This window comes from Aliiroseovarius pelagivivens (assembly GCF_900302485.1).
In the GTDB taxonomy this organism is placed as follows: domain Bacteria; phylum Pseudomonadota; class Alphaproteobacteria; order Rhodobacterales; family Rhodobacteraceae; genus Aliiroseovarius; species Aliiroseovarius pelagivivens.
The window spans coordinates 279,597-298,684 of the sequence record NZ_OMOI01000002.1 but is presented as its reverse complement, the minus strand read 5'-3'; the positions used below and the strand labels follow the sequence as shown (position 1 = coordinate 298,684).

Here is a 19,088-nt window from a genome sequence, read left to right as displayed (position 1 = left end):
TGACGGGCCTCAGTTCGCAAAGCCGTGAAAGGGACGTACGGTTTCACCGTCTGCCACTGACGAGGCCCCGGCAGCCACAATGACATCTCCATCAGACAGGCCTGAGGTCACGATGAAAGTGCCGTCAGGGGCCGTTTCTACCTGAATTGCCGTGGCCGAGATCGTGCCAACGCCGTCGGCGGTCTCGACAAAGCGCATGGCCTGTGTGTTGCCTTGCGGGTCAATGGAAATCGCTGTGGCGGGCAACTTGATCTCTTGAGAGTTGGTGGTTGCGCTGATGCGCACGTCGACAGACGACCCCGGCAGCAACCGCAGATCTTCAACCGGCTCCATCCCAAGGGTCAGGCGATAGGTTTGACCGGCAACGGCGGCCTCGGCGTTGAATTCGCGAATCCCAAGTGGGTAGGTTTCGGGGTGACCGGCAAAATGGGCCTCGATCGCGATGTTTTCTTCATCACCGGCGGACTGGAAAAGAATTTCGGGCACATCAATTTCGATGCGAATTTCGCTCATGTCATGCAGGCGCGCGATGGGAGAGCCCGCGCCAATGGTGTTGAAATTGCCGACGTTACGAGATGCCACAAGCGCATCGAACGGCGCGTAGAGCGTGGCGTTGTTCAAGTTCTTCTCGGCCTGACGGAACGCGATGTCCGCAAGGCTGGCCTGTGTCTCGGCGTCGTCAATCGTCACTTGGCTGACGGTGTTTCCGCGCAGCTTCGTCAGGCGTTCAAGGGTGCGGTCGGCCTGATCTTTCTGAACAAGGGACTGCTCGAGCGCCAGCGAGAACGGTTCCTGATCCAGCTGTGCAATCAGGCTGCCTTCGGGCAGAAGCTCGCCTTCGATAATCGGAAACTCAACAATCTGACCACCGACCTGAAACGCCAGATCAATTGTCTGACGGGCAACGACCTTGCCATAGAAGGTGCGCGAGAACGTCTGCTGGCTTTCCGAAATGGTCATCAGCTTGACCGGTTTTACGATGTCCGACGGGGCTGTGCCATCTTGTGCGACGGCCGAGCCAAGGGACAATGCGGTTGCCAATGCAGCGGCAACTAGGGGACTGGTGCGATGGGTCATGTGCCTCACTCAACCGTTGTTTAATTCTTGGATTTTCAGGTGTATTTTCAAAGAGACTTGGGCGAAGGCTTCGACCTCGTCATCTGACAGGCCCAGGGTGTCGTGCAAAAGCTCGTGGGCAAGTCCGACAACATCTTTGCGCTGCTGCTGGCCTTTTTCAGTCAAACACAACAGCCAAGCGCGGCGGTCTTCCGGGTCACGCATACGTTCAATCAGGCCGCGCTCTTCCATTTGGTCGGCGACGGTCGTCATGGTCGATGGCAGCGCGTCTAAGTCACGGGCCAAAGTGCCGATCCGCTTTGGGCGGTCCAGCTTGACCAGCACTTTGCGTTCCAAGGTGGGGCCGCTGCAGTCATCGCCCTGCTGACGCATATTTGTGTCGATGTAGGTGTAGAGTGAGAAGACCCCCATAAGGGCGCGCAGCTCGGGCTCAAGCTCGTCGGGTTTGGATTCTCTCTCGATGCTCATTGGACGGAGTCCTTCTTTGGTGAGCGCTCACATATACTTCAGAAAATGAAATGTCCAGAAATTAAATTAATGCAGCACAGAGGGAATCGGACGCGACGTCAACTTGCCTATTGTGAAGAAAACTATGTCAATTCGGCGCATGGTGCGTTTCAGTTCAACTGAAGCGATAGCGCCCGGTTGTCAGTTCTGTAGAGCCGACAAGGGGATACGTGTGAATTGGTAAGAAAATTTTACCAGTTAAGTAGATTCCAATTGAAATCTAATTCTAGCTGCGTAGTAATTGGCGTGGCAGCGCAGGCGGGCCATTGCTTAACCTGTGCGTCTCAGAAGAACAAAATTGAGAACTCGGAGGAGAAATATCCAATATGGAACGCCGTAAGTTTCTAAAAGGTGCAGCGCTGGGCGCTGGTGCAACCGCTCTTGCAACGCCCGCACTTGCCCAAAGTGGCAAAACCCTGACCATCGTATCGACATGGCCGCGTGACTTCCCGGGCCTGGGCATCTCGGCCCAGCGTCTGGCTGCTCGTATCGGCCAACTGTCCGATGGCGCGCTGAATGTTGAGTACTTTGCGTCCGGCGAACGTGTTGGCGCATTTGACGTCTTCGACGAAGTCGCATCTGGCAATGCTCAAGCCTATATTGGTGCTGAGTACTACTTTACCGGCAAGCATCCTGCATTCGCCTATTTCACGTCGGTACCGTTCGGTATGTCGACGCCAGAATGGAATGCGTGGATCAAGTTTGGTGGCGGTCAGGAACTGTGGGACGAAGTCTCGGGCGAATTCGGCCTGAAAGCTCTTGCCGCTGGATCGACCGGTACGCAGGCTGGCGGCTGGTTCAACAAGGAAATCGAAAGCGCAGATGACCTGAAGGGTCTGAAGATGCGTATTCCTGGTCTTGGCGGTCAAGTTCTGTCGAAACTTGGTGCGTCGACCGTTTCGGTGCCGGGTTCGCAGATCTATGAAAACCTAGTGTCGGGCGCCATTGACGCGACCGAGTGGGTTGGTCCGTACAACGACTACTTCATGAAGTTCTATGAAGCTGCCAAGTACTACTACACCGCTGGTATGCACGAGCCGGGTGGTGGTCTGTCCTTCAGCATGAACCGCGCATTCTATGACGGCCTTTCCGATTGGGAGCGTGCTGTGGTCGAAGCGGCCTGTAACGAAGAACATGCTGCTTCTCATGAAGAAAACATTGCGAAGAACGGTGAGTACCTGGCCAAGCTGGTTGACGAGCAAGGCGTTCAGGTTCGTGCGTTCAACGACGATGTTTGGGACAGCTTCGGCGAAGCTGCCGAGGAAGTGTTTGAAGAAACCCGCGACCACTCGGAACTGGCTGCACGGGTCAATGATGACTTCCAAGCTAAACTCCGCGAGATGGGTACCATGATGGCTCAGTTCGAAGTGGGTTACATCAACCAGCGTAACCGCGTTCTGGGTCTGGGCGAATAAGTCGCAGATCGTTGATTAACAATCTGAGCGGGGCCGAAATGGTCCCGCTCTTTTGTAAGGCACAGGGGCGACCACTGCGCTGACACCTTACGCCAACCGACCTCGGGGGAGCTGATGGCAACCGATTTTTCCGACATTTCACGCGAAGGCAGCCCGGCAATCACTGCACGGCTGTTTGCATGGGGCATGCTTGGCTTCCTATCTGCGTTCTTGGTTAACAACGTACTGGTAGTAGGCTTCGGCATGCCGGGTACAAAACCGATCTTCCAAGGCGGAGCGACGGGGGGCAGTTGGGCGAATATGGCGGTCTATATCGTCGGCGTAGCCGTTGCAGCCTTTTATGTTCTCAGCACCAAAGCCACGGCGCTTCGCTGGGATGCGATGAAGATCCACAAGTTTAACGTCTATCTGATCCGCGCCATGTTTTGGGCTGTTTTGCTGGTCGGCATCGCCGACAGCGCCATCGCCTTCATGCGGGTCGAGGGCATTCTGGCGGGCATGTTCAGCGAAGAGACTACCAAACTGTTCAGCAAATCGCGCTGGGTTGGGCCGTATATCCACATGCCGCTGATCGTGGTCGGTTTCGTCGTCGCCCTGTTCACCCGCACCTTGGGGTTCACTTGGTTGGCCTTGATGATCGTCGCGGCCGAGCTTCTGATCGTGATTTCGCGCTTTGTCTTCAGCTATGAACAAGCGCTGATGGGGGACCTTGTACGCTACTGGTACGCGGCCCTGTTCCTATTTGCCTCTGCCTATACCTTGTTCGAAGAAGGCCACGTGCGCGTTGACGTGCTGTATGCCGGCTTCGGGCGCACAACACGTGGCTTTGTGAACGCCTTTGGCTCGATCGTGTTGGGGATGAGCACCGTTTGGGTGATCCTGATTGTTGGCTTCAACGGAAAGACCGCGATCATCAACAGCCCCATCATCAACTTCGAGATTTCGCAGGCTGGCGGCGTGGGCATGTTCATCAAATACCAGATGGCCGCCTTCCTTGGCGTGTTTGCCATCACCATGCTGATCCAGTTTGTCAGCTACTTCCTTGAGGCCGTCGCCGACAAACGTGACGAGCCCGGACACCGAGAAGTCGCCCCAGCGGCCCACTAAGGACACGACAGATGGAATTCTACTTCCTAGCCCTTCTTATTCTGATCATGGCCGCCGCCCTTGGGTCCGGCTATCCCGTGGCCTTTGCGCTTCCCGGCGCGGCCATCATCACCATCGGCCTTGCGGCCGGTACCGGTTATATTTTTGCAGGCTCGACGGATGCCTTCTTCCACTCGGGCGGTCCAAACCAATGGCTGTCAGCGGGGGTGACGAACCTGAGGGGCGTCTACTGGGAGGTCGAGAGGGATACCCTGATCGCCATCCCATTGTTCATCTTCATGGGCATCATGCTGCAACGCTCGAAGATCGCCGAGGACCTTCTGGTCACGATGGCACAGCTGTTCGGTCCCGTACCGGGTGGTCTGGGCATTTCAGTTGTCTTCGTGGGTGCGCTGCTGGCGGCCACGACGGGGATCGTGGGTGCAACCGTTGTGGCGATGGGCCTGATTTCACTGCCTGCGATGCTGCGCAACAACTATTCGCCGTCGCTGGCGACCGGGACCATTGCGGCCTCGGGAACGCTTGGGCAGATCATTCCGCCCTCGATCGTGTTGATCATTCTGGCGGACCAGTTGGCCTCGGCCACGGACCAAGCCTCGACCGCGCGTAAAGCGTTGCACAAAGAGGCGACCGGCGAGTTGTCGATGCCGTCTGTGTTTGACGTCGGCTCGACCTCGGCGGGCGAGATGTTCCTGGGCGCGTTCATTCCGGGTATGCTGCTGGTTGGGCTTTATATGGCCTATATCCTTTTCTACGCGATCCTGAGACCCAAGCAGGCCCCGGCTGTGCCTTATGAAGGCAAGTATGACGGCGCCTTCTTGAAGAACATGCTGATCACTCTGGTGCCGCCGCTGGCGCTGATCTTCCTTGTTTTGGGATCGATCATTGCCGGTGTTGCTACGGTTAACCAAGCGGGTGCCATTGGTGCTGCGGGTGCAATGATTATGGCCGGCTATCGCCTGCCGAAAGCCAGCAAATCGCTGTATTATCCTGCGCTTTTGGCGATTGTAGCTCTGGCTGTGATTGCTTTCTCTCTGGCTAATTTCGACATGAACGTGAAGGCTGTCGAGGACGGCACGGATCAACTCGGGATCATTCTGGGAGCAGTCGGGACAGTCATGCTGTTGGCTTCGCTGGTGTGGTCCTGCTGGCGTGTTCTGAAGATTGAAAACACCTTGGCCGGTGTCATGCTGGAAACTGCCAAGACGACCTCGTTGGTGTTCATCATCCTTCTGGGTGCCGCCATGCTGACCGCCGCCTTCCGTGCTTTCGGGGGTGAGGATCTGGTGAAAGAATTCCTGCTGGGCCTGCCGGGCGGGTTCTGGACGCAGTTCTTCATCGTCATGCTGGTGATCTTCGTTCTGGGCTTCTTCCTAGACTTCATCGAAATCGCCGTGGTCGTGGTGCCGATTGTTGCCCCGATCCTGCTGGCTGATCCCGAGGCAAACATCACCGCCGTTTGGTTGGGTGTGATGATTGGTCTGAACATTCAGACCAGCTTCCTGACGCCACCCTTCGGATTTGCGCTGTTCTATCTGCGTGGGGTCGCCCCTGCGATCGTAAAGACGGTGCAGATGTACAAGGGTGTGATTGCCTTCATCTCGCTGCAGATTGCTGCTCTGGTGATTGTGGGCCTGTATCCGCCCTTGGTGAACTATCTGCCGAACCGGGTGAGCTTCCTGTCGGAAAGCAGCCCGCCGCCGCGCAACCCGAAACTGCAACTCTGCGTCGAGGATTACGTAGGCCAGAAATTGGCAGAAAGCTCGGCTACGCGTGATGCGATCGCCGCCGCACGTGGGCTGGATCTGTCGGTGCTGCCGAAGGGCCTGTCGGGTGACCTGACTGATGGTCTGGATGCTGCAGATACCGCTGTCGCGCAGTTGGATGCGGCCTTCGTTGCGGCAGTCAATGTGCAGGCAGCCTCGGGCGAGTATCGTCCGCAGTTGCGACTGGTACGCGGGATCGAAAAACAGATCCGCAATATTCAGCGCGAAGTGGACGAGTTCGAAAAGCTGGCCAGCCGGATGCGTGACGAAAGTCAGGCGGCTGAAAGAGCCCAGCTTGAGACGAAGGTTGCTGCTCTGAAAGCCGAGATGGAACATCTTCACTCCGGAATCCCGGCCAGCTGGGAAGGCGTGCATACAGTGTTCCAGACCCTGACGAAGGCCGAAAACAACGCACGCTCCAAGTATCGTCGTGCGGCTGATGAAGCTTGGGAAGCACCGCTATCGGTTCTGGCTGTGCTGGACGCCAACGACGGCTTCATCGCGCTGGAACAAGATCTGCGTGATATGAAAGCGACGATCATGTCGACGCCGGAAGACGAGGCGCAAGAGCTTGTGAACGAGTTGTCCAAAGTGTTCGGCAAGGTCGAAGGCGCGGATGACGTGAAGAAGGCTCTTGGCAAGGCGCGTAAGGCACTGAAGTCCAAGACACCGGATCGTGAGAAGGCGCTGGCGTCGTATGATGATGCCGTGGCCGCTTATGAGGCACAGCTGGCATGGCGCGCCGAGGCAGATGCGAAGCTGCGAAATGGTCTGAATGCCTATCTGGACGGAATCAGAGGTACTCTGGGTCTGCGTCAGCAGCAGCGCTTTACGCGTGATCAGGCTTTGGAGATGGCGTCTTGTACTGCTTATCACAGGGACATCTCGCTCAACTTCTGATCTGCAAGCGCAAGAACATATATAAATAACTGAAAGGGCTGGATTTTATCCGGCCCTTTTTGCTGGGCGTCGACGCGTTTGAAATATGGGTCTTTGCGCCTGAATTGTCGTTTTGCGTCATGTCATGTCGTAAACTTGTAACCGAGAGTCGGTATCCGCCCTTGCGATACGGCGGGTTCTGGGCAACTCTGTTGGCTGAACCAATAAAAAACGGCGGTCAAATACAACACGCCGACCACTCAGGGAGCCTTCAATGAAAAAAGAACTCGAACATCTGTCCAAACGCGTTGCGGAAAACAAACTGTCGCGTCGTGACTTCATGGGGCGCGCAAGCGCTTTGGGTGTATCAACCGCTGCCGCAAGCACCATGCTGTCTTCAGCTGCAATGGCTGCTTCCCCCAACAAGGGCGGCACCATCAAGCTGGGTATGAATGGCGGCGCTGGTACAGATTCGCTGGATCCGGGCCTGGTTGCTTCTCAGACGCCGCGGGCAGCTCTGGGCAACTGGGGTGATACACTTGTAAACGTATCGCCGGCCGGTGAGATCGATATGCGCGTTGCCGAAAGTATCGACAGCTCGGCCGACGCGAAAACCTGGCACTTCAACATTCGTCAGGGCGTAGAATTCCACAACGGTAAATCCCTGACCGCCGAAGACGCAATGAAGACGATCGAACGTCATTCGAACGAGGAATCCAAATCGGGTGCCTTGGGAATCGTGAAAGGCATCGAGAGCATGTCGGTTAGCGGCAACACGCTGACGCTGAACCTTGATACTCCGAATGCTGACCTTCCCTATCTGATGGCCGACTACCACCTCGCAATCCAGCCCAATGGTGGCATGGATGATCCCACAGCCGGGATCGGTACTGGCCCGTATCAGATCGAGAGCAACGAGCCCGGTGTGCGTCACACCTTCACCAAGTTTGCCAACTATTGGGATGACAGCGTAGGTCACGCGGACTCGGTCGAGATCCTGGTGATCAACGACGCCACTGCCCGTATGTCGGCTCTGCAGTCGGGTCAGGTACACATGGTGAACTCGGTTGATCCGAAAATCGCCAACCTGCTGGATCGTGCGCCCAACATTACCGTGCAGAACGTCTCGGGTCGTGGCCACTATGTATTCATCATGCACACCGACACGCCGCCCTTTGACAACAAAGAGCTGCGCCTTGCGCTGAAATACGCGATCAACCGTCAGGAAATGGTGGACAAGATCCTGCGCGGCTATGGTGGCGTCGGCAACGATATTCCGATCAACGCAGCTTACCCGCTGTTCGATGACAGCCTTGAGCAACGTGAATACGATCCGGTCAAAGCGGCAGAGCACTATAAAAACTCTGGCCATGACGGTACCCCGATCATCCTGCGCGTTGCAGAAACTGCGTTCCCGGGCGCCGTGGATGCAGCACAGCTGTTCCAGCAGAGCGCAGCCGCCGCTGGCATTCCGCTGGAAATCAAGCGTGAACCGAATGACGGTTACTGGTCGGAAGTGTGGAACAAGCAACCGTTCTGCGCGTCGTACTGGACTGGCCGTCCGGTTCAGGATCAGATGTACTCGACTGCCTATCTGTCGACGGCTGACTGGAACGACACCCGTTTCAACAACGCCGAATTCGATAACATGCTGCAAGCCGCCAAGGCTGAGCTGGATCCAGCCAAACGCAAAGAGCTGTACAGCAAAATGGCACATATCCTGAATGATGAAGGCGGCGTAATCGTCCCGATGTTCAATGACTTCATCGATGGGATCAGCAACGATATCGGTGGCTATATGCCGGATCCGAACGCCGAGCTGATGGCCGGTCTGGCAGCCTCGCGTTGCTGGTTGAAATAAGGGATTCTCATGCATCCCGTCCTTAAACTGGTGGCTCAGCGCTTAGCGCTGAGCACCCTTCTTCTTCTTGCGGCGTCGGTGCTGATCTTTGCGGGTACCACCATCCTTCCGGGTGACGTTGCACAAAACATCCTTGGACAATCCGCCACGCCCGAAAGCCTTGCCAACTTGCGCAAAGAGCTGGGCATGGATCAGCCCGCCACCACACGCTATTTCAACTGGCTGTTTGGTGCGCTGCAGGGCGATCTTGGCACGGCCCTGACCAATGGGCGTGACATTGTCGACAGCCTTGGCGGGCGTCTGAAAAACACACTTTTCCTTGCGTTCTGGGCAGCCGTTGTTGCCGTGCCGCTGGCCATTTTCCTTGGCCTGCTTGCGGTGCGCTATCGCGAGCGCTGGCCGGATAAGATGATTTCGGCGGTGACTCTGGCGTCGATCTCGGTTCCTGAATTCCTGATCGGTTACGTGCTGATGTACTATGTCGGCGTGAAACTGGGCTGGGCGCCTACCGTGTCCACGATCTATGACAGCATGTCCCTGGGCGAGAAGCTCAATGCGATTGCTTTGCCGGTGACGGTTCTGACGATGGTCGTGCTGGCACATATGATGCGCATGACACGTGCCGCCATTCTGAACGTGATGCAGTCGGCCTATATCGAAACAGCTGAACTGAAGGGCCTGACAAGTTTTCAGGTCATCGCACGACACGCTTTTCCGAATGCCATCGCACCGGTTGTGAATGTGGTCATGCTGAACCTTGCTTACCTTGTCGTGGGCGTTGTGGTTGTCGAGGTGGTCTTCGTCTATCCCGGCATGGGCCAGTATCTGGTCGACCACGTGGCCAAACGTGACGTACCCGTTGTGCAGGCCTGTGGTCTGATCTTCGCAGCGGTCTATATCGGGCTGAACATGGTGGCTGATATCGTGTCGATCCTGGCGAACCCAAGGCTGAGGCATCCAAAATGACCAGAATACCTCCTGTGGCCTTGATCGGCCTGTTCTTCACAGGGCTTTATTTCTTCATGGCAATCTTTGCCCCGTTGATCGCGCCCTATTCGATGACTGAAATTGTCGGCGATGTTTGGGAACCGTCCTCGTCCGAGCACTGGCTGGGCACCGATAACATCGGGCGCGACCTGCTGACCCGTATGATTTATGGCGGGCGTACAACGATCTTTATCGCAACCGCGGCCACGATTCTTAGCTTTACCCTGGGGTCAATCCTTGGATTTACGGCTGCCGTGGTTGGCGGTTGGGTTGATCAGGCAATGAGCCGTTTCGTCGACCTGATCATGTCCATCCCGACCCTGATCTTTGCGCTTGTTGTGTTGTCGGTCATGCCGGTGACGCTGCTTATCCTGATCCTTGTGATGGGACTTCTGGACTCGACCCGTGTCTATCGTTTGGCCCGGGCGGTCGCTGTCGACATCAACGTCATGGACTTTGTAGAGGCGGCGAAATTGCGTGGCGAAGGTCGTCGCTGGATCATCTTCCGCGAGATCATGCCCAACGCTTTGTCTCCGCTGGTGGCCGAGATGGGTCTGCGCTTTATCTTTGCAGTGCTGTTCGTGTCGACGCTTTCGTTCCTTGGTCTTGGTGTGCAACCGCCCAACGCTGACTGGGGCGGCATCGTGAAGGAAAACAAAGACGGTATCGTCTATGGCATCCCGGCTGCTCTTGTGCCCGCGGTCGCCATCGCGACGCTCGCGATTTCCGTGAACCTTGTTGCCGACTGGGTGCTGAACCGCACCACCAGCCTGAAAGGGGGCCGCGGATGAGCGAGAAACTTCTGAAGGTCGAAAACCTGAAAATCGGCGCGCGGATCTATCCGCCCGGCGAGAAACCCCGAAACATCGACATCGTGCACGGCGTGTCCTTCGAATTGGAGAAGGGCAAAGTGCTGGGTCTGATCGGGGAATCCGGGGCTGGTAAGTCCACCATCGGTCTAGCCTCGATGGCCTATGGCCGGGGCGGGGTCGAGATCACCGGCGGCAAAGTCTGGGTCAATGGTCGCGAGATCCTTGGCACCAACCTTAAGGACTTGCGCAAACTGCGCGGAACCGAGGTGACCTATGTCAGCCAGTCGGCTGCGGCCAGCTTCAACCCGGCCAAGAAGATCTTGGAACAGGTGATCGAAGCCTCGCTACACCAGGGCAAGTTCTCGAAGAAAGAGGCTGAAACGCGCGCGGTGGAACTGTTCACCAAGCTAGGTCTGCCTGATCCCGAAAATATCGGGGATCGCTATCCGCACCAAGTGTCGGGTGGTCAGTTGCAACGTTGCATGACGGCCTTGGCCCTGTGCCCTGAACCCGATCTGGTTGTGTTCGATGAACCCACCACCGCGCTGGATGTGACCACGCAGATCGACGTTTTGATGGCGATCAAAGATGCCATTCGGGACACCGGTGTTGCGGCGCTCTATATCACGCACGACCTTGCTGTTGTGGCTCAGGTCTCGGACGAGATCATGGTGCTGAAAATGGGCGACATGGTCGAACATGGCACCACGGATCAGATCATCAACCACCCGGTCGAGGAATATACCCGCGATCTGGTGTCGGTCCGGTCCACGCAGCACGATGGCAAGCCGCCTACGGATAATCCCGTTCTGACCGTGGAGAACGTCACAGCCCGCTATAAGGGCACGAATTTCGACGTATTGCACAATGTCACGATGGAGCTTCACCCGGGCCAAACTTTGGCCGTTGTGGGTGAATCCGGTTCGGGCAAGTCGACGACAGCCCGCGTGATCACCGGCCTGTTGCCTCCGCGCGAGGGTAAGATCCACTTCGACGGGCGCGATCTGTCATTGGATTTGGAAGGCCGGACGCGCGATGATCTGCGCGAGCTTCAGATGATCTATCAGATGGCTGACGTGGCCATGAACCCGCGTCAGACCGTAGGGACGATCATCGGCCGCCCGCTTGAATTCTATTTCGGCATGAGAGGTGCCGAAAAGAAAAAGCGGATCCTTGAGCTGTTGGAAGAAATCGAGATGGGTCCGGAGTTCTTGGACCGCTATCCGGCAGAGCTTTCGGGTGGGCAGAAACAGCGTGTCTGTATCGCCCGCGCGTTGGCCGCGAAGCCCAAGGTCATCATCTGTGACGAGGTGACCTCGGCGCTGGACCCGCTGGTGGCGGACGGCATTCTGAAGCTTCTGGAAAACCTTCAGAAGGTGGAAAACGTCGCCTATCTGTTCATCACCCATGACCTTGCGACGGTGCGGGCCATCGCAGACAGCATCGCAGTGATGTATCAGGGTCGCGTCGTACGCTATGGCCCGAAGGCAGAGGTGCTGGCGCCTCCGTTTGACGACTATACCGACCTGCTTCTCAGCTCTGTCCCCGAGATGCGTCTTGGTTGGTTGGAAGAGGTCGTGCAGAACCGCAAGATGGAGAGCGCGGGCAACTGATCGCTGGATTTCGATAATACCGGGGGCGCTGAAATTGCGCCCCCGTTTTCTATTCGCTGGGGTCAAAACCGACCCATTCTGGCGCATCTGTTACATAATTTCGCGACGGCCCGCGCCTAGTCTGAGGCAACTCAACGCGCAATCTGGAAGGGCGCTGACATGGACAGAAAACTCCTGCTTCTCATCATCGACGGAGTGCCGCATCGCAATTGGCGCCGGTTGTTCGGAAATCTGGAAGGCTGGGTGCAATCGGGTGATGCGAAGCTGTTGAAGATGCGTGCCGTGCTGCCGTCGACCTCGGCCAGCTGCTATGCCTCGATCCACACGGGCGTGACCCCGCAAGAGCATGGCTGCACGGGCAATCACGATGTCTTCCGCCTGTCGCATGATGATATCTTTAGCCAAGTCCGCAAGGCAGGTGGTGTGACAGGAGCCGTGACGCATTCCTTCTGGTCCGAGTTCTTCAACCGCGCACCTTTCGACGTGGTGCGGGACGTCGAATATGACGAGCCCGAAAGCACCACGATCAACCACGGGCGTTTCCACACGATGACCGGTTACGGGATGATCAACCAATGCACCCCCGCCGATGTCGATCTGTTCGGTACGCTGACCATGCTGTGCGAGCGCAAAGGGATCGACTATGGCATCCTGCACACCTGCACGCTGGACAGTATGGGGCACCGCTTCGGGCACGAATGCCATGAAATGGATGACGCGTGCTTTAAAATGGACGAGCAGATGGCCCCCTTCATCAAACGCTGGCGGGATCAGGGCTATGACGTGATCGTCACCGCAGATCACGGTCAAACGGATCGTGGCCATCACGGCGGGCATGAAGACCTGCAACAAGACGTCGCGCTGTACTATTTCGGGGATGCGGAAGTTGTCGATGACAGCGATACTCTGTGCCAAACTCAGCTGGCGCCCACGGTTCTGTCCCTGATGGGTGCGCCGATTGCAGACACGATGAAAGGCAAGGTGTTCCTGAAATGACTTGGGCCATTCCCACTCCCGCGCAACCGTTTCTTTCCATCGCTGGCTCGGACCAGAAATTCCCAGTGCGCCGGATTTTCTGCGTCGGACAGAACTATGCCGCCCATGCCCGCGAGATGGGATCGAACCCGGATCGAGAGCTGCCCTTTTTCTTTTCCAAACCTGCAGATGCGCTGGTCGCGGATGGCGCGAGCATTCCCTACCCTTCGGGCACGTCGAACCTTCATCACGAGGTCGAGCTGGTTGTGGCGCTTGGCAAAGGCGGTGCGAACATCGCAGCCGATGCCGCGTTGGATCATGTCTGGGGCTATGCGGTTGGCAATGACCTGACCCGACGCGATGTTCAGGCGGATGCGAAATCGAACGGGCGTCCGTGGGACATGGCCAAAGGGTTTGATCGATCAGCCCCCTGCGGAGAACTACATCCCGCTGAGTCTGTAGGGCATTTCACGAAAGGTGCCATTTCGCTGAGCGTGAACGGCGAGACACGCCAGAAATCGGATGTTTCCGATCTGATTTGGCCAGTGGCGGATGTGATTGCCTATCTGTCGACGCTGGTCGAGCTCAGCGCGGGCGATCTGATTTTTACCGGTACACCGGAAAACGTCGGTCCACTGCAGTCAGGCGATACTTGTGTCGCGCAGATTGATGGCTTGGGCAGTGTCACCACGCATATCGAGTAGAATTGGTCTTTTGGACGTTGTCGCAGCTTACTTGAGATAGGCCAGCAGCTTGTCTCGGGCCTCTTCGATATGGGTCAGCGTCAGCTCGGCCGCTTTTTCTGCGTCACCGGCCTCGCACGCTTCCTGAATCATAAGGTGATCGTTGTTGGCGCGGATCATGCCATCATCCATCATGATGCGCGCACGTAGATAGCGGTCGATCCGGTTCAGGGCGTTGTCGATGGCAGCCAGATGATAGGTCAGGCCACTGGCGGCATAATGCGTCGCATGAAATTTCCGGTTCAGATCGCCCCATTCCGAGGAATCGTTCGACGATGCCAGTGCTTCATAGTGCCCGCGGGCAATGCGCAGTGTCTCGGCGTCCATCTTCGGAACGGCTTGCGCAATGACATGCGGTTCCAACAGGGCTCGGAAATCAAAGATTTCGCGCACTTCGTCCTGCGACAGCGACGAGACAACAGCCCCCTTATAGCGCTGCGATGTCACCAACCCGTGTTCTTCCAGCTTCAAAATGGCTTCACGAACCGGGATGCGCGAGGTGTTGAACATCTTCGCAATCTCATCTTGCCGCAACGGGGTGCCATCCTCCAATTCACCCTCGACGATGGCCTGTTTCATCGCCTCGAAAATAATGGTGGTGGCTGATGCGGTCTTTGACACATCCACGGATTTCAACTGCATTCACTGGTCTCCCTTATGGGCAGACTAACAACATCGCTTGGTGGGTTGAAGTGCTTCAAACGGTTCTTCAGCTTCGGCCATCTATGTCGCGCGGAACTCAGGTGTCCTGACGCACGATGTTTGTGACCAGCACATCCTTCACCGTTGGCCCCAATATGGATTGCGCGACCTCAAGCAAGGCTGCGCGCAGAGGGTCCAAGCGGCTTGACTGCGTGAATACGCCGTCAAACCCACCCGTGTTGGCGTGACTGAACATCACTTGAAGGAACTCGTCGCGCAGTTTGGGTTCGCGTTGGTAAACAGTTTCACGCCCGCCCAGATCGACCTCGATATTCAGAGACATCACCACCAAGGACGAGATATTGCCATCGGCGACGACAGGTATGACGAACTGGTTGTTGATCTTCACGAACTCTGTGTCCGTGGGGTCATCCTCGGCTGTGTCTTTGGTGTCTACCTGCGCGATGGTGCCCGCGTCACCGCAGGGGTTCATCACGACGGGTTCGGGGTCAGGCTGAAGCATCATGCCTGCCCCTGCGCCGACCCCAAGCCCGATCAGGGCCAGAATGATTGGGATGAGCTTGCCCATATTAGCCCCCTTTAAAACGGAAGAATGATGTCAGCGGCTTGCTGGCCATATCTTGGCTGTTGGACGTCGCTGATCTGGCCGCGACCACCATAGGAAATGCGGGCCGATGCGATCTTGTCGTACGGAATCTCATTCTGGCGCGAGATATCTTCAGGTCGCACGAACCCGGTAACCAAAAGCTCGCGCAATTCGAAGTTCACACGAACCTCTTGCGTGCCCTGGATCTGCAAAACACCATTGGGCAGCGTTCCCAGAACAGTCGCTGCCACGCGCAGTTCCAGCTTCTCGTTGCGCTTGACTGATCCATTGCCGTTGAACGAACTGCTCGACGACAATCCGACCGCATTTGCCATCGACGCGCCCTCGGGCAATCTGTTGTCGACGGCTTGCGGGATCCCAAATAGGTTTGGAAGGCTCATGTCGTCGGATGCACCGCGCGCGCGGGCTGAGCTGTTGGAAAACTCGGCGCGATCATCAATTTTGATAACCACGGTCAGGATGTCGCCCGATTGCTGGGCGCGTCGATCCCCGAGCAGCGATTGGCGCCCACCACTCCACAGGGACGAGCGATCCACAGTGCCCTGCGGTGGAATGTCTTGCGGCAACGCCGAGGCGCTCATTGCGTGGTGTTCCGCACTCATTTCTACGGGATTCAGCTCGGGGGCTTTGCCGATGTTATCCACGCGGGAACAAGCGGCAACCATCATGGACAAGATCAGAATAGGCAGGGTCAAGCGCATGGGATTTCCTTGTTAAAAATGATTGTGAGCGTTCGAGACGATGACGTCGCCATTGGCTGAAACCGAGCCGGTGATCGTGGTGCGCGATGACAGGTTCATCACACGTACCCGGTCTCCGACTGCGCCACGTCCAAGGCTGCGCCCTTCAGCCAGGATGGTCATCGGGCCGGCCTGGTAGATCAGTGTCACGATTTGATTCCGGTCGATCAATGCAGGCGGGCCGATGTTGTTCGGTAGAATCGGGCGACCTGCATAGAGCACTACGCGCGCCTCTTGCCCAACGACGTCTTCGAGCAGCTGAAAGCCTCCTGCGATGTGGGTGTCGATCAGCTTTACGTCTTGCGTTGATACGATCATGCCAGGACGCAGGTTCTTGGCGGCGACGACGGTATCTGCCGCAGCCGGTATGGCGACCCCAACTAGAAGGAATGTCAGAAACCGTTTCATCAGCGTACCTGCGTGGTTGCTGCAAGCATCTGGTCAGCCGCAGTGATGACTTTCGAGTTCAACTCGTACCCTCGCTGGGCAGCGATCAGCTCGGTGATCTCGCGCACAGCATCGACCGAGCTGTTCTCTAGATAGCCCTGGCGAAGTGTGCCGCGCCCATCCTCGCCGGGGGCGCCGACAAAGGCTGGGCCAGACGCGGGTGTTTCACGAAACAGGTTCGACCCGATCGCTTCAAGCCCCTTGTCATTGGTAAAGCTGGCCAAGGTGAATGCGCCCAAAAGTTCGGGTTCGACCGTGTTGTCGAAATAGGCGTAGACCTCGCCATCTGCGTTGATCGAGATTTGGCGTGCATCGCTAGGAACTGTGATTTCCGGAGCGACCGAATAGCCGTCCGAGGTCACGATCAGCCCATCCCCAGACAGTTTCAGTCCGCCGTCACGGGTATAGCCTGACGCGCCCGAGGGCAGGGTGACTTCCAAATAGCCGCGCCCCTCGATCGCAAGATCTAGGTCGCCGCCGGTCTGCGCCAGGGTACCCTGCTGCACCATCATCGTGACCGAGGTTGGGCGAACCCCCAGCCCAAGCTGGACACCGGTGGGAAGAACGGTACCGTCTGCGGCATTGATCGTACCCGCCCGTGTGGCCTGCTGATAATGCAGGTCGGCGAACTCGGCCCGGCGGGTGTTGTAGCCGGTGGTCGACATGTTCGCGAGGTTGTTCGAGATCGTCTCGACCCGCATTTGCTGGGCCAACATCCCGGTAGCTGCAATGTTCAAAGCGCGCATTTGGGCCTCCTGTTATCCGATGACCGTTTTGGTGACCGAGCGGATGCGTTCATCCTCTTTCTCCATGAATTTTTGGCCCAACTCATAGCTTCGCTGGACTTCAATCATGCGGGCGATTTCTGCGATGGGATCGACGTTGGACCCCTCGACAAACCCCTGCAGAATCGTGGCTTCAGTCAGGGCTGGTTCGACCCCGCCAGGGGCTTCGAACCGGACGCCGTCACGGTGCTGAAGGTCAGTTTGGTCCACTGGGGAAAACAGCCCGATCAAGGCCAACGCCCGTCCACCTTCTGACAGCGTCCCATCTGCAGACATCGATACGGCTTTGGCGTCCGGTGGAATGAACACGGGGGACCCGCCACCATCCAACAGGCGATATCCGTCGGGGGTCACAAGCTCGCCTTCAGCCGATGGAGTGAAGACACCCGCGCGCGTTAGAAACTGTCCGGTCGGTCCGTCGAGTAAAAAGAACCCATCGCCCTCGATGGCGAAGTCGAATGTGCCGCCGGTTTGGGTTAGCGCACCCTGCTCTAGGTTCAATGCACGCGTGTTAGCGGTCGCCATGGACAGAGAAGGGTCTTTTCGATCCAGCGCGTGAATATACTCGGAGAAGATCACACCTTCACGCCGAAATCCGGTGGTCGAAGCATTGGCAATGTTGTTGGCGATGCTTTGCATCTCGCGCATCAAGCCAGATTGCCGTGTCAGGGATGTATAGCCGATATTGTCCACTTCACCCTCCTGCAATCAAGGGAACGACGCGCAGTTGAAAGAAGCTGACCAGCGTTTCAGTCATGAAACCCATGCTGCCCCAGAAGACGACCAGAATGGCCACAAGCTTGGGCACGAAAGTCAGGGTCATCTCTTGGATCGAGGTCAGAGCTTGGAACAAGCCAACGATCAGGCCGGCAATCAGCGCAACCGACAGAATGGGAAGCGAGATCAGGACCGCGTCCCAAAGCCCCGCGCGCAACGTGTCATAGAATACAATCTCGTCCATCATCAGACCGGCATCCTTAGAATTTCCTGATAGGCTTCGACCACCTTGTCACGGACGGTCACTGCGGTTTCGACGGCTAGTTCCGTTTGGGCCAACGCCTGCACCAAAGCATGAGGATCCGCATCGCCAGACAGGGCGGCCATTGCGGTTTGTTCCCCGTTTTGCAGGGTCTGCGCAAAGTCTTGTGCGACACCTGTAAAGCTGTTCACTTTTTGTTCATTATTTGAAGTCGGCTGAGCCGCCTGACGCGAGGCCGCATATTGTTGCGACGCGAGTGATGCACGAATATCCATAATCTATCCTCCTACCGGCGCAGCAAATCCAACAGCCCGCGCGACATCTGGCGCGACTGGTCGAACATTTTCAGATTGGCCTCATAGCTTCGCTGCGCCTCACGGGCGTCCGCGATCTCGATCACCAAGTCCACGTTGGATCCTTGATAATGACCGCTTTCATCAGCAAGCGGATGCGAGGGGTCATAGATGCTGGGCAGGGCGGACTTGTCCAATTGGATACGCCCGGTTTCAACCAGACCGGTTTGGCGCCCACCTTCAAGGGCGGCCTGAAAGCTGACCATCTTTCTGCGATAGCCTGGCGTATCCACATTTGCGATGTTTTCAGACACATGGCGCAGGCGATTGGCCTGGCTCTTCATGCCTGATGCGGCTGCGGCGACCGAATTGCGAAGATCACTCATGACCCGTTACCTCCGCCCCAACGAGCTGCGCACAATGCCCAGCGTTGATTTATAGACGGCCAGCGCCATGTCGTGATCCCGTTTGGCTTCGGCTGCCATCATCATCTCGGTCTCAAGCGACACCGAGTTCCCGTTGGGTGACGTCGCACCCGCGCGATAAACGACATTGTCTTCTGCGACGGGCGTTGTTGCCAAACCTGCACCGAAATGCCCGCTGCGCGTGGCGCGCATCTGGTCTGTCCGGTCGGGTTGATATGTTTCAGCAAACGGGGCGACGTCGCGGGCGCGATACCCTGGTGTATCCGCATTCGCCACGTTCTGCGCGATGACGGACTGCCGTGCCGCAGCATGGAGCGCAAGGTCATTTGCCTTGGCAAAAATGGTCAATTTATCAAACATCGGGGCTTCTCCCTCGATTGGCTTCAACCAAGGCTTAACCCTGATTC

21 protein-coding genes are annotated in these 19,088 nt (G+C 57.1%); 9 read left to right on the top strand and 12 right to left on the bottom strand.

Annotated elements, in window-relative coordinates; translation table 11 throughout:
- Positions 1–9: 9 nt before the first annotated feature.
- Entirely contained in the window at positions 10–1,077 is a 1,068-nt protein-coding gene (locus ALP8811_RS13650; protein ID WP_108857815.1) for an efflux RND transporter periplasmic adaptor subunit, read from the bottom strand.
- Between the two features lie 9 nt (positions 1,078–1,086).
- The gene (locus ALP8811_RS13645) at positions 1,087–1,545 is read right to left on the bottom strand and encodes a MarR family winged helix-turn-helix transcriptional regulator (protein WP_108857814.1); all 459 of its coding nucleotides are present in this window, start codon (positions 1,543–1,545) and stop codon (positions 1,087–1,089) included.
- 365 nt (positions 1,546–1,910) lie between these two features.
- Here ALP8811_RS13645 and ALP8811_RS13640 point away from each other — a divergent pair, with 365 nt between their 5' ends.
- The 9 genes from ALP8811_RS13640 to ALP8811_RS13600 all read left to right on the top strand — a co-directional run bounded on the left by ALP8811_RS13640 (position 1,911) and on the right by ALP8811_RS13600 (position 13,703).
- The gene (locus ALP8811_RS13640) at positions 1,911–2,999 is read left to right on the top strand and encodes a TRAP transporter substrate-binding protein (protein WP_108857813.1); all 1,089 of its coding nucleotides are present in this window, start codon (positions 1,911–1,913) and stop codon (positions 2,997–2,999) included.
- 114 nt (positions 3,000–3,113) lie between these two features.
- Positions 3,114–4,106: a TRAP transporter small permease subunit gene (locus ALP8811_RS13635; protein WP_108857812.1), complete on the top strand. Its 993-nt coding sequence runs from the start codon at positions 3,114–3,116 to the stop codon at positions 4,104–4,106.
- Positions 4,107–4,117: 11 nt separating this feature from the next.
- Complete coding sequence (locus ALP8811_RS13630) at positions 4,118–6,772, top strand: TRAP transporter large permease (RefSeq protein ID WP_108857811.1); 2,655 nt, start codon at positions 4,118–4,120, stop codon at positions 6,770–6,772.
- 253 nt (positions 6,773–7,025) lie between these two features.
- Positions 7,026–8,612 carry an ABC transporter substrate-binding protein gene (locus ALP8811_RS13625; protein ID WP_108857810.1) on the top strand — a complete coding sequence of 529 codons (1,587 nt, stop codon included), beginning with the start codon at positions 7,026–7,028 and terminating at the stop codon, positions 8,610–8,612.
- A gap of 9 nt (positions 8,613–8,621) precedes the next feature.
- Positions 8,622–9,578 carry an ABC transporter permease gene (locus ALP8811_RS13620; RefSeq protein WP_108857809.1) on the top strand — a complete coding sequence of 319 codons (957 nt, stop codon included), beginning with the start codon at positions 8,622–8,624 and terminating at the stop codon, positions 9,576–9,578.
- Entirely contained in the window at positions 9,575–10,390 is an 816-nt protein-coding gene (locus ALP8811_RS13615) for an ABC transporter permease (RefSeq protein WP_108857808.1), read from the top strand. Before ALP8811_RS13620 ends, ALP8811_RS13615 begins: the two co-directional genes overlap by 4 nt.
- Entirely contained in the window at positions 10,387–12,024 is a 1,638-nt protein-coding gene (locus ALP8811_RS13610; RefSeq protein WP_108857807.1) for an ABC transporter ATP-binding protein, read from the top strand. The genes ALP8811_RS13615 and ALP8811_RS13610 overlap by 4 nt, the downstream gene beginning before the upstream one ends.
- A 159-nt stretch (positions 12,025–12,183) precedes the next feature.
- Positions 12,184–13,020 carry an alkaline phosphatase family protein gene (locus ALP8811_RS13605; RefSeq protein WP_108857806.1) on the top strand — a complete coding sequence of 279 codons (837 nt, stop codon included), beginning with the start codon at positions 12,184–12,186 and terminating at the stop codon, positions 13,018–13,020.
- The gene (locus ALP8811_RS13600) at positions 13,017–13,703 is read left to right on the top strand and encodes a fumarylacetoacetate hydrolase family protein (protein WP_108857805.1); all 687 of its coding nucleotides are present in this window, start codon (positions 13,017–13,019) and stop codon (positions 13,701–13,703) included. The genes ALP8811_RS13605 and ALP8811_RS13600 overlap by 4 nt, the downstream gene beginning before the upstream one ends.
- A 27-nt stretch (positions 13,704–13,730) precedes the next feature.
- Here the strand turns inward: ALP8811_RS13600 and ALP8811_RS13595 are convergent, their stop codons facing one another.
- The 10 genes from ALP8811_RS13595 to ALP8811_RS13550 form a co-directional block, all read right to left on the bottom strand.
- Positions 13,731–14,384, bottom strand: a complete 654-nt coding sequence (locus ALP8811_RS13595) for a GntR family transcriptional regulator (protein ID WP_108857804.1) — start codon at positions 14,382–14,384, stop codon at positions 13,731–13,733.
- A 97-nt stretch (positions 14,385–14,481) separates the two neighbouring features.
- Positions 14,482–14,973: a flagellar basal body-associated FliL family protein gene (locus tag ALP8811_RS13590; RefSeq protein ID WP_108857803.1), complete on the bottom strand. Its 492-nt coding sequence runs from the start codon at positions 14,971–14,973 to the stop codon at positions 14,482–14,484.
- An 11-nt stretch (positions 14,974–14,984) separates the two neighbouring features.
- Entirely contained in the window at positions 14,985–15,713 is a 729-nt protein-coding gene (gene flgH, locus ALP8811_RS13585) for a flagellar basal body L-ring protein FlgH (protein ID WP_108857802.1), read from the bottom strand.
- Positions 15,714–15,725: 12 nt separating this feature from the next.
- On the bottom strand, positions 15,726–16,160 hold the full coding sequence (flgA, locus tag ALP8811_RS13580) for a flagellar basal body P-ring formation chaperone FlgA (RefSeq protein WP_108857801.1): 435 nt from the start codon (positions 16,158–16,160) through the stop codon (positions 15,726–15,728).
- Positions 16,160–16,945: a flagellar basal-body rod protein FlgG gene (gene flgG, locus ALP8811_RS13575; RefSeq protein ID WP_108857800.1), complete on the bottom strand. Its 786-nt coding sequence runs from the start codon at positions 16,943–16,945 to the stop codon at positions 16,160–16,162. Before flgG ends, flgA begins: the two co-directional genes overlap by 1 nt.
- A 12-nt stretch (positions 16,946–16,957) precedes the next feature.
- Positions 16,958–17,677, bottom strand: coding sequence for a flagellar hook-basal body complex protein (locus tag ALP8811_RS13570; RefSeq protein ID WP_108857799.1), 720 nt, complete (start codon positions 17,675–17,677; stop codon positions 16,958–16,960).
- 1 nt (position 17,678) lies between these two features.
- Positions 17,679–17,948, bottom strand: a complete 270-nt coding sequence (locus ALP8811_RS13565) for a flagellar biosynthetic protein FliQ (protein ID WP_108857798.1) — start codon at positions 17,946–17,948, stop codon at positions 17,679–17,681.
- Entirely contained in the window at positions 17,948–18,238 is a 291-nt protein-coding gene (gene fliE / locus ALP8811_RS13560; protein WP_108857797.1) for a flagellar hook-basal body complex protein FliE, read from the bottom strand. Before fliE ends, ALP8811_RS13565 begins: the two co-directional genes overlap by 1 nt.
- Positions 18,239–18,249: 11 nt before the next feature.
- On the bottom strand, positions 18,250–18,642 hold the full coding sequence (flgC, locus tag ALP8811_RS13555) for a flagellar basal body rod protein FlgC (RefSeq protein ID WP_108857796.1): 393 nt from the start codon (positions 18,640–18,642) through the stop codon (positions 18,250–18,252).
- Positions 18,643–18,648: 6 nt separating this feature from the next.
- Entirely contained in the window at positions 18,649–19,041 is a 393-nt protein-coding gene (locus tag ALP8811_RS13550; RefSeq protein WP_108857795.1) for a FlgB family protein, read from the bottom strand.
- Between the last annotated feature and the right edge of the window lie 47 nt (positions 19,042–19,088).